Source organism: Agrococcus sp. BE272 (genome assembly GCF_031457935.1).
Classification (GTDB): Bacteria; Actinomycetota; Actinomycetes; order Actinomycetales; family Microbacteriaceae; genus Agrococcus; species Agrococcus sediminis.
In genome coordinates this window covers 553,170-567,656 of the sequence record NZ_JAVDXL010000002.1, presented here as the reverse complement: position 1 = coordinate 567,656, position 14,487 = coordinate 553,170, and the positions used below count along the sequence as shown (strand labels likewise).

The following is a 14,487-nucleotide window of genomic DNA, read 5'->3' as shown; positions in this document are numbered from 1 at the left end:
GCGCCGCGCTCACAGCGCGTACGCCGCGTCGGGCACGTCGGTGATGAGCATGTGGCCGGGCGCGTGCGTCAGCGCGAACGGCGGGCGCGAGGCCATGATCGCCGCCTGCGGCGTGACGCCGCAGGCCCAGAACACCGGCAGCTCGCCGTCGCGCAGCTCGGGCGCATCGCCGAAGTCGGGCGCGCCGAGGTCGGCGATCCCGAGCGACGCCGGGTCGCCGACGTGCACGGGCGCGCCGTGGACGGCCGGGAACCGGCCGGAGATCGCCACGGCGTCGGCGACGCGCGCGGCGGGGATCGGCCGCATCGACACCACGAGCTCGCCCCGCAGGCGACCCGCAGGCGCGCAGTCGACCGAGGTGCGGTACATCGGCACGTTGCGCCCGAGCTCCTGGTGGCGGATCGGGATGCCGGCGTCGGCGAGCCCCGCCTCGAAGGTGAAGGAGCAGCCGATCAGGAACGAGACGAGGTCCGGGTGCTCCTCCCACACGGCCGACGCATCCGTGGTCTCCTCCGCGAGCTCGCCGTCGCGCCAGATGCGGTAGGCGGGCAGGTCGGTGCGCAGGTCGCTGCCCGGCGCGAGGCTCGACTCGGTGCGGCCGGCCTCCAGCACCTCGAGCACGGGGCACGGCTTGGGGTTGCGCTGCGCGAACAGCAGGGTCTCGAACGCCCAGTCGGCCGGCACGGCGATGAGGTTCGCCTGCACGAGCCCGTGCGCGACGCCGCTCGTCGGGGCGACGGCGCCGCCGCGGTAGGCGGCGCGCGCCGCGCGCGCCTCGGCGAGCTGCGCCTCGGAGGCGCGCGCGCTCATCGCGCGCCCCCGGCGAACGGGGCGATCGTGACGCCCGCCGCCTCGAGCGCCGAGCGGGTGGCCTCGGCCATCGCGATCGCGCCCTCGCTGTCGCCGTGCACGCAGATCGACTCGGCCCGCACGGCGACGTCGGTGCCGTCGACGGCGCGCACGACGCCCTCCTGCGCGAGCCGCACCATCCTGGCCGCGACGAGCGCCGGGTCGTGCAGCACCGCGCCGGGCTGGGTGCGCGACACGAGCAGCCCCTCCGGCGTGTACGCGCGGTCGGCGAACGCCTCGGCCGCGGTGGCGATGCCGGCCCGCTCGGCGACGTCGAGCAGCACGCCGCCCGCGAGGCCGAGCAGCACGAGCGAGGGATCGATCGCGCGGATGGCGTTGACGACGTCCTGCGCCTGGCGCTCGTCGCGCGCGATCGCGTTGTAGAGCGCGCCGTGCGGCTTCACGTAGACCGTGCGCCCGCCGACCGCCGACGCGAGCGCCTGCAGCGCACCCAGCTGGTACTCGACCTCGGCCTGCAGGGTCGCCGAGTCGACGTCCATCGGCAGCCGGCCGAAGCCCTCGTAGTCGCGGTAGCCGGGGTGCGCGCCGATCGCGACGCCCTGCGCGACCGCGGCCGCGAGGGTGGCGCGGATGCCCTGGGGGCTGCCGGCGTGGAACCCGCAGGAGACGTTGGCGCTCGTGACGACGCGCAGCATCGCCTCGTCGTCGCCGACGACCCGGTCGGGCACGTTCTCGCCGAGGTCGCTGTTGAGGTCGATCGTGGTCATGCCGCTCCTCCCGCTCAGACGCCGACGCCCAGGAAGGCGAAGATCGGCCCGATGGACATGATGCCCATGTAGAGGCTGAGCAGCGTCGCGAGCGTGCCGACGATCAGCAGCCAGCGCGGGTAGCGGTAGCCGCCGAGCACGTCGCGCTGGCGGAACCAGCCGATGTACATGAAGATCGCGAGGCCGATCGGCAGGATGAGCCCGTTGAAGCCGCCGACGAAGACCAGGATCGCCGCGGGCGCCGTACCGATGAGGAGGTAGACGATGAGCGACACGACGATGAACGCGACCGTCGCGAGCTGTAGCGGCCAGCCCGAGGCGAGGCGCTTCGAGAAGACCGACATGAACGTCGCAGAGGTGAACGCCGCGCCGATCACCGAGGTGATCGCGGCAGCCCAGAAGATGAAGCCGAAGATGCGCAGGCCCGCGTCGCCGAGCACGACGCCGAACGCCTGGCCGGCCGGGTTGGCGGCCTGGCCCGAGAGGTCGAGGGTGACGCCCGACGCGACCACGCCGAGGATGGCGAGGAAGAGCACGTAGCGCATCACGCCGGTGACGAGGATGCCCTGCATCGATGCGCGGTGCACGCCCTGCACGTGGTCGGGGCCGACGAGGCCCGACTCGAGGTAGCGGTGCGCGCCGGCGTAGGTGATGTAGCCGCCGACCGTGCCGCCGACGATGGTCGTGATCGTGGCGAAGTTCAGCTCGTCCGGCACGAAGGTCTGCCGCAGCGCGTCGCCCACCGGCGGCTGCGACGCGATCGCGACGGCGACGGTCATGACGATCATGCCGATGCCGAGCACCATGACGACGATGTCGACGACGCGGCCCGCGCGCTTGAAGAGGAAGATGCCGATCGCCAGGAGGCCCGTGAGCAGGCCGCCGATCTTCGGGTCGAGCCCCAGCAGGGCGTTGAGGCCGAGGCCGCCGCCCGCGATGTTGCCGATGTTGAAGGCGAGGCCGCCGATGATGATGAGCACGCCGAGCACGTGGCCCGAGTAGGGCAGGGCGCTGTTCGCGAGGTCGCCGGCGCGCTTGCCGGAGACGGTGATCATGCGCCAGATGTTCATCTGCACCGCGAAGTCGATGAGCACCGAGGCGAGGATCGCGAACGCGAACGCCGCGCCGAGCTGGGCGGTGAAGGTCGCGGTCTGCGTGATGAAGCCCGGGCCGATGGCCGAGGTCGCCATGAGGAAGATGGCGCCGAGGATCGGGCCCCTCCGGCTCTTCGCGAAGGCCTTGGCCCTCGTGCCCGCGTCGGCCTCGCCGGCGGTCGTGTGGTGTGCGTCGGTCATCGGATCCCCATCTCCGTCGAAGGGCTCTGCTGCGCGGGGCGCGCAGACCAGAGCGTAGCTTCCGTAGGACATCGTCGCAACGATTGTTGAACAATCCGGGTCCGGAATGTTTCGTCCTCGTTGCATCGCGCCGTAGCATCCGACTATGAGCGACCACGGGACGACCCTCGCCGACACCCTGCGCGAGCAGATCATCCAGGGCGCGTTCGCGCCCGGCGAGCGGCTCTCCGAGGCGTCCCTCGCCGACCGGCTCGACGTCTCCCGCAACACGCTCCGCGAGGCGTTCCGCGTGCTCGCCCAGCACGGGCTCGTCGAGCACGTGCCCCACCGCGGCGTCTCCGTCGCCTCCCCCACGACCGCCGACGTCATCGACATCTACCGCGCGCGCCGGCTCATCGAGGGCGGCGTGCTGCGCGAGGCGTCGGCGCTGCACCCCGGCGTGATCGCCATGCGCGCAGCGCTCGAACGGGCCGAGGATGCGCTGGGCCGGGCCGAATGGACGGTCGTGGGCAGCGCCAACATGGCGTTCCACGCGTCGCTCGTGTCGCTCGCCGACAGCCCCCGCCTGACGCGCGCGCACGACCAGCTCGCGGCGGAGCTGCGCCTCGCGTTCCTCGCGATCGACGACCCCGAGTCGCTGCACCGCCCGTTCGTGGCGAAGAACCGCACCGTGCTCGAGGCGCTCACCGACGAGGGGCCCGCCCGCGCCGCCGAGGAGCTCGAGCGCTACCTCGTCGACTCGGAGCGGCGCGTGCTGGGCGCGTACTCGCGGATGGGGCGGCGGTGAGGTGAGCGGCTAGCTGGCCCCCTCGGCCCGGGACGGGCCTCGGCGCGGCGAGGAGTCGGCCCGAAAGGGCCGCCTCCTAGCTCGCCGCGCGCATCTGCCGGAGGTCGCGCTTCAGGTCGTGCAGCTCGTCGCGGATGCGTGCCGCGAGCTCGAACTTCAGCTCGCCCGCCGCCTCGGTCATCTGCGCCGTGAGGTCGGCGATGATCGCCTCCAGCTGCGCCGGCCCGTCGAGATCGGAGCGGTCGCGCGCGAGCCTCGGCGTCGGCGCACCGCGCTTGGTGCCGGCGAGCAGCTCGTCGGTGTCGGCCTGCTCGCGCGAGAGCACCTCGGTGATGTCGGCGATGCGGCGCCGCAGCGGCGTCGGGTCGATGCCGTGCTCGGTGTTGTACGCGACCTGCACCGCGCGCCGGCGGTCGGTCTCGTCGATCGCGAGGCGCATCGAGTCGGTGATGCGGTCGGCGTACATGTGCACCTCACCCGACACGTTGCGGGCGGCGCGGCCGATGGTCTGGATGAGCGAGGTCGACGAGCGCAGGAACCCCTCCTTGTCGGCGTCGAGGATCGAGACGAGCGACACCTCCGGCAGGTCGAGGCCCTCGCGCAGCAGGTTGATGCCGACGAGCACGTCGAACACGCCCTGCCGCAGCTGCGTCAGCAGCTCGACGCGCCGCAGCGTGTCGACGTCGGAGTGCAGGTAGCGCACCCGCACGCCCGCCTCCGTGAAGTACTCGGTGAGCTCCTCGGCCATCTTCTTCGTCAGCGTCGTCACGAGCACGCGCTCGTCGCGCTCGGCGCGCACGCGGATCTCCTCGAGCAGGTCGTCGATCTGGCCCTTCGTGGGCTTGACGACGAGCTTCGGGTCGACGAGGCCCGTCGGGCGGATGATCTGCTCGACGACCGTGTCGGCGAGGCCCATCTCGTACTTGCCCGGCGTCGCCGACAGGTAGACCTTCTGCGGCGTGCGCTCGAGGAACTCGTCGAACTTCAGCGGCCGGTTGTCGAGCGCGCTCGGGAGCCGGAAGCCGTGCTCGACGAGCGAGCGCTTGCGGCTCGCATCGCCCTCGTACATGGCGCCGATCTGCGGCACGGTGACGTGCGACTCGTCGATGACGACGAGGAAGTCGTCGGCGAAGTAGTCGAGCAGGCAGTGCGGCGGCTCCCCCGGCCCGCGGCCGTCGATGTGGCGCGAGTAGTTCTCGATGCCCGAGCAGAAGCCGATCTGCTCCATCATCTCGAGGTCGAACGTCGTGCGCATGCGCAGCCGCTGCGCCTCGAGCAGCTTGCCCTCGCGCTCGAGCTCCTTCAGGCGGCCGTCGAGCTCGTCGCGGATGCGCTCCATCGCCCGGTGCATGCGCTCGTTGCCGGCCACGTAGTGGCTGCCGGGGAAGATCGACACCGCGTCGTGCGTCTCGAGCACCTCGCCCGTGAGCGGGTGGAGCGTCGACAGCGCCTCGATCTCGTCGCCGAAGAGCTCGATGCGGATCGCGTGCTCCTCGTACATCGGGATGATCTCGATCGTGTCGCCGCGCACGCGGAAGGTGCCGCGCGTGAACGCGACGTCGTTGCGCTGGTACTGCATCGCGACGAACCGGCGCAGCAGCGCCTGGCGGTCGACGCGCATGCCGACCTGCAGCGCCACCATCGCCTCGAGGTACTCCTCGGGCGTGCCGAGGCCGTAGATGCAGGAGACGGTCGAGACGACGATCACGTCGCGCCGCGACAGCAGCGCGTTCGTCGCGGAGTGCCGCAGCCGCTCGACCTCGGCGTTGAGCGAGGAGTCCTTCTCGATGAAGGTGTCCGTCTGCGGGATGTACGCCTCGGGCTGGTAGTAGTCGTAGTACGAGACGAAGTACTCGACGGCGTTGTTGGGCAGCAGCTCGCGGAACTCGTTGGCGAGCTGCGCGGCGAGCGTCTTGTTGTGGGCGAGCACGAGGGTGGGCCGCTGCACCTGCTCGACGAGCCACGCGGTGGTCGCGCTCTTGCCGGTGCCCGTCGCGCCGAGCAGCACCACGTCGGTCTCGCCGCGCCCGAGCGCGTCGGCGAGCTCGCGGATGGCCTTCGGCTGATCGCCGCTCGGCTGGTACTCGCTGATGACCTCGAACGGCCGCACGGCACGGGTCGGTTCCATGCCTCCAGCCTACGAGCGGCCGCCCACAGGCTCCTGCGAGAGCCGTCGCCACAGCGCATCGGTCTGCGCGACCGTCGCATCGAGGTCCCCGCCGGTGTCGATCACGACGTCGGCGATGGCGAGCCGGCGCTCGTCGCTCGCCTGCGACGCGACGCGCGCCCGCGCATCCGCCTCCGTCATGCCGCGCAGCGCCACGAGCCGCTGCACCCGGATGTCCTCGGGCGCGTGGGCGACGACGACGAGGTCCCAGGGGTCGTCGGGGCGCGCCTCCACGAGCAGCGGCACGTCGTAGACCACGACCGCCGCGGGGTCGGCCTCGAGCGCCGCGCGGAACCGGCGGCCCGACTCGGCCGAGACGGCCGGGTGCACGATCGCGTTCAGGCGGCCGCGGGCCGCGTCGTCGGCGAACACCACGGCGCCGAGCGCCGCGCGGTCGAGCGATCCGTCGGCGCGCAGCACCTGCGGGCCGAAGGCCTCCGCGATCGCGGCGAGCACGGGCTCCCCCGGCTGCTGCAGCTCGCGCACGACGGCATCCGCGTCGACGACGACCGCGCCGAGCTCGGCGAGGCGGCCGGCGATGGTGGACTTGCCGGAGGCGATGCCGCCGGTGAGCGCGACGAGAGGCATGGCAGCAGTCTCCCACGGCATTTCCTGAGTCAACCTCAAGCGTTCCCTGCGCCGCGCCGTCCGCGCCTGCTGAGGCGCCCGCCGTAGCGTCACGAGCGTCCCAGGGAAGGAGGCGCCGTGATCGCCCTCCGACGCATCGCCATCGCGACGCTCGCGCTGCTCGCGGCCGCCGCCGCGGTCGCCGCCGTGCTCTGGGCCGCCGCGCTCGCCGGCCTCGCGCACCCCGTCGTGGTCGCGACCGGCGCCATGCAGCCCTCGTACGCGGCCGGCGACCTGCTCGTCACGACGCGCGTGCCCACCGCCGACCTCGCCGAGGGCGACGTCGTCAGCGTCCCGAGCGGCGGCACGCTCGTGCCCGAGCGGATCGTCGCAGTGGAGGCGCTCGCCCCGGGCTCATGGAGCCTCAGCACGGCGGCGGACGCCACCGAGCGCGTCTCGGAGCACCGCGTCGGCGCGGAGGCCTGGGCCCCGACGCTCCGCGTCCCCGGCATCGGCGCCGTCGCCGCCTCGGTGCTGGAGCCGAAGCTCGGCCTCCCCCTGCTCGCCGCGGTCGGGCTCCTGCTCGCCGTGGTCCTGTTCGCGAAGTCGCCGGCGGCGCCGCCGGCGCGCCGGCTCGTGTGAGCCGGGATCGACCCGCTCGACGAGGAGGTGGTCTCCGTGAGGACCGCAGAAGGTAGCATGACCGCTGTCGCACCCAAGAGCGCGATGCGAGACCTGGGAGGCCCCGTGGACGAGGACGTCGCCGTCGTCATCGAGGATGGCGAGGACATCCGCGAGCTGCTCGCGCAGGTCCTCACGCAGGGCGGGTTCACCGTCCACACCGCCGCCGACGGCGCCGCGGGCGTCGAGCTCGTGCGCGAGCACGACCCGATCGTCGTCACGATCGACGTCAACATGCCCGGCATCGACGGCTTCGAGACCGCGCGCCAGATCCGCAGCCTGACGACCGCCTACCTCGTCATGATCACCGCGCGCGGCGACGAGATCGACACGCTCGTGGGCCTGCAGACCGGTGCCGACGACTACATCGTGAAGCCGTTCCGGCCCCGCGAGCTGCGGGCACGGATCGAGGCGATGATGCGCCGTCCCCGCGCGATCGCCTCGACGCATCCGTCTCCCCCGCCGTCGGCGCCGCAGCCGCCGCAGGGCTGGGGCCAGGGCGTCTCCGACCACACCGGCCCCCACCAGGTGGCGCCGAGCCCCGCGCACGCCTCGTCGGCCCCCTGGGCCGAGGACGAGCCGGGCGTCGCCCCGCTCGTGCACCGCGGCCTGCGGCTCGAGCCGGGCGCGCGCGTCGTCGAGCTCGACGGCGCCGAGGTCGAGCTGACGCGCAGCGAGTTCGACATCCTGCGCATGCTGCTCGGCTCCGGCCGCCGCGTCGTCAGCAAGCTGCAGCTGGCCGGCATGCTGCGCGGCGAGCGCGGCGAGCCCGACCACTTCCTCAGCGAGCACGACGCGCGCGCCATCGAGGTGCACGTCGCCAACCTGCGCCGCAAGCTCGGCGAGTCGCCCTCGGAGCCCCGCTGGATCGAGACCGTGCGCGGCGTCGGCTACCGCCGCACCGCCTGACCCAGCGCCTGATCGGTCTCGTCGTCCTCACCGGCGACCACGACCGTCACGTCGTCGCTCGCCATGGCGCGCCGCGCCGCCGAGCGCGCCGCCTCGATGAGCGCCTCGCGGTCGTAGCCGGTGATGCTCGTGAGGCTCACGCCCATGCCGATCGGCGGCACGACGGGCACGCCCGCGGTGCGCATCTGGTCGAGCATGGCGCGGTGCATGCGCGCGGCGAGCTGGCGCGCGTCGGCGGGCGACGAGGGCTGGAAGGCGAGCATCAGGATGCCGTGATCGTCGGTGCCGAGCGCCGCCGTCGTCGGCGACAGGCGGCGCACCGCGGCGCGGGCAGCCTGCCGCACGTGGTCGGCCTCGTCGGCGCCGAAGGCGGTGGCGATCCGCGAGAGCGCGTCGATGCGCACCACGAGCACGCCGAACAGCTCCGCGCGCCGGTTGGCGCGCATGAGCCGGCCGCCGAGCACCCGTGAGAACGACGGCGCGAGCAGCACGCCGTCGGGTGCGATCGCCATGAGCGTCGAATCCTCGGTGCCGCGCAGGCGCACCTGCTCGGCGCGGAGGACGGATGTGACGGTCACGGCGACGATCGCCAGGCAGATCGTGGCCACCCCTGCCAGGCCGCTGCTCACCCACTCCTGGAACACCGGGTGCTCGGTGCCGAGTGTGACGGCGCTCACGAGCCGCACCGCCTGGAACACCGACGCGAGCGCGAGCACGACGCCGAGGCCGAGCGCGGTGCGGGTGCGGCGCATCGCGCCCCGCCGGAAGGTCTCGAACGCGCCGAGCGCGCCGAAGGCGGCGTTCGCGGCGAACATCACCCAGGCGCCCGACCAGGCGCCCTCGAGCGGCACGTCGATGAGCGCGGCGAGGAACACGAGCGCCACGGTGGCGCCCAGCACGTAGGCGGGACGCCGCGCGGCCCGGCCGTTGAAGACCCGGCAGCCGAGCCACAGCAGCCCGAGGCACGCGACCCAGGCGGCGTTGCCGATCGCGAGCGGCCACCAGCTGCCCTCGCTCACCGTGTAGACGATGAAGGCCTCGGTGGCGATCATGCCGCCGATGAAGCCGAGCGCCCAGACGCGGCCGGCGCGGTCGTCCTTGCGGACCATCGTCTCCAGCACGAACAGGCCGCCCGCGACGTGCACGACGAGCGCGGTGATGAGGCGGACGGTGTCCGGGTCGAGGGTCATGCCTGCACTCCGCTCCTGCGCAGGGGCAGGCGCACCACGAAGGTCGCGCCGCTCCCCGGCTCGCTCTGGACGGTGATCTCCCCGCCGTGCGCACGCACGAGGTCCCTGCTGATCGTGAGGCCGAGCCCGTTGCCCGGCGCCCGCGCCGTGGCGCCGCGGTAGCGGCGCTCGAACAGGTGCGGCAGCGCGTCCTCCGGGATGCCGGGCCCGTCGTCGCGCACCACGAGCCACGCATGCTTGTCGTCGGAGGTGACCCCGACCTCGATGAGCCCGTCGCCCGTGTGGTATTTGACCGCGTTGCCGACGAGGTTGTCGACCACCTGGCGGATGCGGATGGGGTCGATGTCGGCGTGCACGGGCTCGATGCCCGACGTGTCGACGACGATGTTGCGCGCCGCGGCGCGCGGCTCGAGCGCCTCGACCGACGCCACGACGACGGCCGAGAGGTCCTCGCGCACCGGGCGCACGTCGAACCGTCCCGGCCCGTCGGCGGTGGCGGCGAGGATGTCGCCGATGATCACGAGGAGGCGCGAGGCGTTGCGCTCGGCGATCTCGAGGCTGCGGCGCGCCTGCGGGCCGACGTCGCCGCCGTCGAGCGCGAGGTCGAGGTGCCCGAGCACGCTCGTGAGCGGCGTGCGCAGCTCGTGCGAGACGGAGGCGACGAGCTCGTCGCGCATGTGCACCGCGGTCTGCTCGGCCGTGACGTCGCGCGTGACGAGGATCGCGCCCGCGTCGGCCCCGTCGACGTCGAGGAGCCGCCGGGCGGTCGACTGCAGCGCGCGACGGCTCTCCCCCGGCGGGCCGATCCACGACAGCTCGTTCTCGAACGTCTCCCCGCGGCGCGCTCGGGCCGCCGGCGTCATGCCGGGCTCGATGGGCGTCACGCCGTCGGGCCCGAACATCTGCCCGCCCTCACCCACGGCCGTCAGGCGGGCGTTCGCATCGTTCTCGATCGAGATGGAGCCGTCCGCGCCGATGCGCACGACGCCGAAGTCGACCGCGTCGAGCAGCTCGCTCACCGCATCCTCCTGCCGCCGGGCGCGCTCGACCGCGTGGTCGAGGTACTCCGCCTGCTCGTCGAGCAGCGCTCGCTGCGCCGCGGCCCGACGCGCGCCGACGAAGGCGATGACGGCCGCGGTCACGATCGCGATCGGGCCGAGGTAGATGTGCACGCGGTTCGGCAGGTCGTCGGAGAACAGCAGCGCCGTCCAGAACAGCAGCGAGGAGCCGCCGGCGCCGATCACGAGTCCCCGCCAGCCGCCGACCGTCGCGAGCCAGGTAGCCGGCACGAGCCACAGCAGCCACAGCTCGGACGCGGGATCGGCGATCTGCAGCATGTAGATGGCGACCAGATCGCCGATCGGGATGAGCGCGACCCACGCCGGGTGCACGCGGTTCCAGGGCACGACGAGCGCGGCGACCGTGAGCGCGAAGACGAGCAGCACGCCCGTGAAGAGCAGGTCGGCGTCGGAGACGCCGCCGAGCACGACCACCAGCCCGCACGCGACGAGCGTCGCGGCGGCGAGCAGCAGCTGGTTGACGGCGGTCGCGCGCTCGCGCGTGCGGTCGGGGCGCACCGTGCCGGTGCGCGCTGGGATGACCGCCGCGATCATGGGATGACGCTACCGCGCCGCGGCTCGCTTCGGCGCACGCCCGGGCCCCGCCGCTACGATCGGCGCGAGCGGCCGACCGGGTCGCGGCGAGGAGGCATCGTGCTGGAGTTCCTGACGGGGTCCGGGCTGGCGGCTGCGGCCGGCATGAACGCCTACATCCCGCTGCTCGCGGTCGGGGTGGCGGGCCGCTTCTTCCCGGATGCGATGCAGCTGCCCGACGGGTGGGCCTGGCTGTCGAACGGCTGGGTGCTCGGCATCATCGCGGTGCTGCTCGTCGTCGAGGTCGTCGCCGACAAGATCCCCGCGGTCGACAGCGTCAACGACGTCATCCAGACGATCGTGCGGCCCACGGCCGGCGGGCTCGTCTTCGGCTCGTCCTCGACCGCATCGACCGTCGCGGTCACCGACCCGGCGGAGTTCTTCTCGACCCACCAATGGGTGCCGATCCTCGTCGGCGCCGTGATCGCGCTGGCGGTGCACGCGGGGAAGACGGCGCTCCGGCCCGCCGCGAACATCGCGACCGCCGGTGCGGCCGCCCCTGTCGTGTCGACGATCGAGGACGTCGGCGCGGTCGGCATGTCGCTGCTCGCGATCGTGGCGCCGCTGCTCGTCGTGGTCGCGCTGCTGCTCCTCGGCCTCTTCGGCTGGTCGGTGTGGCGGAGCGCGCGCAGGCGTCGCAACGCCGACCTGCGGCCGGCGACCGAGCGCATGGTCGACGGCTAGGCCGGCACCGCCTCGACGGCGTCCATGCGCCAGGCGCCCCGCCACCGCGCGACGCGGCCGTCGGCGCCCCGCTCCGCGATCGCGGTCTCGTGGCCGGAGCCCATGCCCGTCGCGGCGCGGATGCGCACCCGGTCGTCGTCGAGCGGCTCGAGCTCGTCGACCGCCGCCATCGGGTCGGCGGCCGTCGGCGAGACGCCGAGCAGGCGCCCGCCGAGCTCGACGACGTCGACGCGGCCCCAGACGCTCGCGAACGACCCCTCGAACGAGCGGGCGCGCTCGACCGGGGCGTCGGTGCCCTCGAGCGCCGCGTGCACGAGCCGCGCGAGCCCGACCGCGAGCTCCTCCGCCGGGCCGTCGATCGCGTTCGTCAGCACGCTCACCACCACGTCGCGCTCCGCGTCGACGAGCGTCCGCGTCGCCTGGCCCGTCCAGGCGCCGCCGTGGCCCGCCCAGGTGCGTCCGTCGACCTCGCGCAGCATGAGACCGAGGCCATAGCCGCCCGCGCCCCCGTCGCGACCGGTCGTCGACCAGTGCTGCTGCCGCATGCGCCTGCGGGCGGCTGCGCTCAGCAGCCGGCCGTCGGCGTCGACGACCGTCCGCAGCGCATCCGTCAGCTCCGCCGCCGTCGACACCGCGCCGGTCGCGGCTGCGAGGGCTCGTGCCGCGGGGCTGCCGAGCGCCGTGCGCTCGGTCGCCGAGTGCAGCGCCGAGTGGCCGGTCACGAGCGGCGCGGCGCCGTCGTCGAGGTCGGCCGCGGTCGCGCCGAGGCCGAGCGGCTCGGCGAGCAGGCGCGCGAAGGCGTCGGCGTAGGGCACGCCGGTCGCGCCCTCGACGACGAGCCCGAGCAGCCCGAAGCCGACGTTGGAGTACTTGAACTCGACGGATGCGGGGATCCGCTCGACGCCGGACCTCGCGATCGCGAGCAGGCCGTCGTGGTCGGGGAACGGGCCCGCGAGGTGCCAGAAGCCCACGTCGTCGCCGTCGCGCACCGCTCCGCCGCCGTGCGAGAGCAGCTCCCGCACGAGCAGCCTGCCGGCGTCGGTGCCGCGGAGCGCCGGCGCGTGCTGCTGCGCCTCGTCGTCGAGGCGCAGGCGGCCCTCGTCGACGAGCCGCATCGCGACGATCGCGGCGAGCGCCTTCGAGTGGGAGGCGATGCGGAAGCGGTGCGCGCTCGTGAGCGCCTCGCCCGTCGCCTCGTCGGCGACGCCGTGCGCCGTGTCGAGCACGAGCTCGCCCCCGATGCGCACCGCCGCCTGCACGCCGGGGATGCGCAGCCGCCAGCGGCGGTAGGCGAGCCAGCGGTCGGCGTACTCGAGGGCGTGCGGGATCGCGTCGTCGGCGGGCATGCCTCCGATCCTGGCATGCCCCGCAACGCGGAGCGGGCCGCATCCCGGAGGATGCGGCCCGCTCGTGGTGCGATCGACTACTCGCTCGAGCCCGTGAGCTTCTCGCGGAGCGCGGCGAGGGCCTCGTCGTCGGCGAGCGTGCCGGCGCTGGACGACTCCTCGGAGCTGCCGCCGAACGACTGGGCGCCCGAGGGCACGTCGTTCGAGAGCACGGAGGCGTCGCGAGCAGCGGCGACCTGCGCCTTGTGCGCCTCCCAGCGCGTCTGCGCTGCGGCGTACTCGGCCTCCCAGGCCTCGCGCTGCGACTCGAAGCCTTCCTTCCACTCGTTCGTCTCGGGGTCGAAGCCCTCCGGGAACTTGTAGTTGCCCTGCTCGTCGTACTCGGCGAGCATGCCGTAGAGCGCCGGGTCGAAGTCGGTGCCCTCGGGGTCGACGCCCTCGTTCGCCTGCTTCAGCGAGAGCGAGATGCGGCGGCGCTCGAGGTCGATGTCGATGATCTTCACGAAGACCTCGTCGCCGACCGCGACGACCTGGTCAGCCGTCTCGACGTGGCGGGCAGACAGCTCGGAGATGTGCACGAGGCCCTCGATGCCGTCCGCGACGCGCACGAACGCGCCGAACGTGACGAGCTTCGTGACCTTGCCCGGTGCGACCTGGCCGATGGCGTGGGTGCGCGCGAAGATCTGCCACGGGTCCTCCTGCGTCGCCTTGAGCGACAGCGAGACGCGCTCGCGGTCGAGCTCGACGGTGAGGATCTCGACGGTGACCTCCTGGCCCACCTCGACGACCTCCGACGCGTGCTCGATGTGCTTCCACGAGAGCTCGGAGACGTGCACGAGGCCGTCGACGCCGCCGAGGTCGACGAAGGCGCCGAAGTTGACGATCGACGAGACGACGCCCTTGCGGACCTGGCCCTTCTGCAGCGACTGGAGGAACTGGCCGCGCGATGCGGACTGCGTCTCCTCGAGCAGCGCCCGGCGCGACAGGACCACGTTGTTGCGGTTCTTGTCGAGCTCGAGGATCTTGGCCTCGATCTCCTGGCCCAGGTACGGGGTGAGGTCGCGCACGCGGCGGAGCTCGATGAGCGAGGCCGGCAGGAAGCCGCGCAGGCCGATGTCGACGATGAGACCGCCCTTGACCACCTCGATGACGGTGCCGGTGACGACGCCGTCCTCGTCCTTGATGCGCTCGACGTCGCCCCAGGCGCGCTCGTACTGCGCGCGCTTCTTCGAGAGGATCAGGCGACCCTCCTTGTCCTCCTTCTGGAGGACGAGCGCCTCGACGGTGTCGCCGACCTCGACGACCTCCGTCGGGTCGACGTCGTGCTTGATGGAGAGCTCGCGCGAGGGGATGACACCCTCGGTCTTGTAGCCGACGTCGAGCAGGACCTCGTCGCGGTCGATCTTGACGACGGTGCCCTCGATGAGGTCGCCGTCGTTGAAGAACTTCAGGGTCTTCTCAACGGCGGCCATGAAGTCATCGGTCGAGCCGATGTCGTTCACAGCGACCTGCTTGGGAGCCTTGGTCGTTGCAGTGGTCATAGAGTTCAAGGTGCCTTATTGGGGGATCTCGGGCCGACGGGCATGCGGATGCTCGGCGGCGGTTCGGATGGGTGATGCGTCACACGCGTGA

The 14,487-nt window shown here is 73.0% G+C and carries 13 protein-coding genes; 4 read left to right on the top strand and 9 right to left on the bottom strand.

Annotated features, from left to right (window positions below):
- Window positions 1-9: 9 nt before the first annotated feature.
- Genes J2X49_RS09135 through J2X49_RS09125 form a run of 3 tightly spaced genes read right to left on the bottom strand, consistent with a single transcriptional unit; the run spans window position 10 to window position 2,872 of the window.
- A complete protein-coding gene (locus J2X49_RS09135) occupies window positions 10-810 on the bottom strand; it encodes a putative hydro-lyase (RefSeq protein ID WP_246991023.1) in 801 nt (266 codons plus the stop codon).
- Entirely contained in the window at window positions 807-1,577 is a 771-nt protein-coding gene (locus J2X49_RS09130) for a 5-oxoprolinase subunit PxpA (protein WP_310125198.1), read from the bottom strand. The genes J2X49_RS09135 and J2X49_RS09130 overlap by 4 nt, the downstream gene beginning before the upstream one ends.
- A 14-nt stretch (window positions 1,578-1,591) precedes the next feature.
- Window positions 1,592-2,872, bottom strand: coding sequence for an NRAMP family divalent metal transporter (locus tag J2X49_RS09125; protein ID WP_396131168.1), 1,281 nt, complete (start codon window positions 2,870-2,872; stop codon window positions 1,592-1,594).
- Window positions 2,873-3,017: 145 nt separating this feature from the next.
- Here J2X49_RS09125 and J2X49_RS09120 point away from each other — a divergent pair, with 145 nt between their 5' ends.
- Complete coding sequence (locus tag J2X49_RS09120) at window positions 3,018-3,659, top strand: GntR family transcriptional regulator (protein ID WP_310125197.1); 642 nt, start codon at window positions 3,018-3,020, stop codon at window positions 3,657-3,659.
- A gap of 76 nt (window positions 3,660-3,735) precedes the next feature.
- Here J2X49_RS09120 and uvrB read toward each other — a convergent pair whose 3' ends face one another.
- On the bottom strand, window positions 3,736-5,787 hold the full coding sequence (uvrB, locus tag J2X49_RS09115) for an excinuclease ABC subunit UvrB (RefSeq protein WP_246991030.1): 2,052 nt from the start codon (window positions 5,785-5,787) through the stop codon (window positions 3,736-3,738).
- Between the two features lie 9 nt (window positions 5,788-5,796).
- Window positions 5,797-6,414 (bottom strand): dephospho-CoA kinase, encoded by a 618-nt coding sequence (coaE, locus tag J2X49_RS09110; protein ID WP_310125195.1) that lies wholly within the window; start codon window positions 6,412-6,414, stop codon window positions 5,797-5,799.
- A 117-nt stretch (window positions 6,415-6,531) separates the two neighbouring features.
- Here coaE and J2X49_RS09105 point away from each other — a divergent pair, with 117 nt between their 5' ends.
- Together J2X49_RS09105 and J2X49_RS09100 are read left to right on the top strand one after the other, a co-directional pair.
- On the top strand, window positions 6,532-7,035 hold the full coding sequence (locus J2X49_RS09105; protein WP_310125192.1) for a signal peptidase I: 504 nt from the start codon (window positions 6,532-6,534) through the stop codon (window positions 7,033-7,035).
- 57 nt (window positions 7,036-7,092) lie between these two features.
- Complete coding sequence (locus J2X49_RS09100) at window positions 7,093-7,983, top strand: response regulator transcription factor (protein ID WP_128190118.1); 891 nt, start codon at window positions 7,093-7,095, stop codon at window positions 7,981-7,983.
- On the opposite strand, the gene J2X49_RS09095 is transcribed toward J2X49_RS09100, so the two are convergent.
- Window positions 7,965-9,173 (bottom strand): diguanylate cyclase domain-containing protein, encoded by a 1,209-nt coding sequence (locus J2X49_RS09095; protein WP_310125186.1) that lies wholly within the window; start codon window positions 9,171-9,173, stop codon window positions 7,965-7,967. The two genes, J2X49_RS09100 and J2X49_RS09095, sit on opposite strands and share 19 nt — an antisense overlap.
- The gene (locus J2X49_RS09090) at window positions 9,170-10,786 is read right to left on the bottom strand and encodes a HAMP domain-containing sensor histidine kinase (RefSeq protein ID WP_310125184.1); all 1,617 of its coding nucleotides are present in this window, start codon (window positions 10,784-10,786) and stop codon (window positions 9,170-9,172) included. Before J2X49_RS09090 ends, J2X49_RS09095 begins: the two co-directional genes overlap by 4 nt.
- 99 nt (window positions 10,787-10,885) lie before the next feature.
- Here J2X49_RS09090 and J2X49_RS09085 point away from each other — a divergent pair, with 99 nt between their 5' ends.
- Window positions 10,886-11,509 carry a DUF4126 domain-containing protein gene (locus J2X49_RS09085; protein WP_310125182.1) on the top strand — a complete coding sequence of 208 codons (624 nt, stop codon included), beginning with the start codon at window positions 10,886-10,888 and terminating at the stop codon, window positions 11,507-11,509.
- Here J2X49_RS09085 and J2X49_RS09080 read toward each other — a convergent pair.
- The gene (locus J2X49_RS09080; RefSeq protein WP_310125180.1) at window positions 11,506-12,855 is read right to left on the bottom strand and encodes a serine hydrolase domain-containing protein; all 1,350 of its coding nucleotides are present in this window, start codon (window positions 12,853-12,855) and stop codon (window positions 11,506-11,508) included. The two genes, J2X49_RS09085 and J2X49_RS09080, sit on opposite strands and share 4 nt — an antisense overlap.
- A 77-nt stretch (window positions 12,856-12,932) precedes the next feature.
- Window positions 12,933-14,396 (bottom strand): 30S ribosomal protein S1, encoded by a 1,464-nt coding sequence (gene rpsA / locus J2X49_RS09075; RefSeq protein WP_128190114.1) that lies wholly within the window; start codon window positions 14,394-14,396, stop codon window positions 12,933-12,935.
- Window positions 14,397-14,487 lie beyond the last annotated feature (91 nt).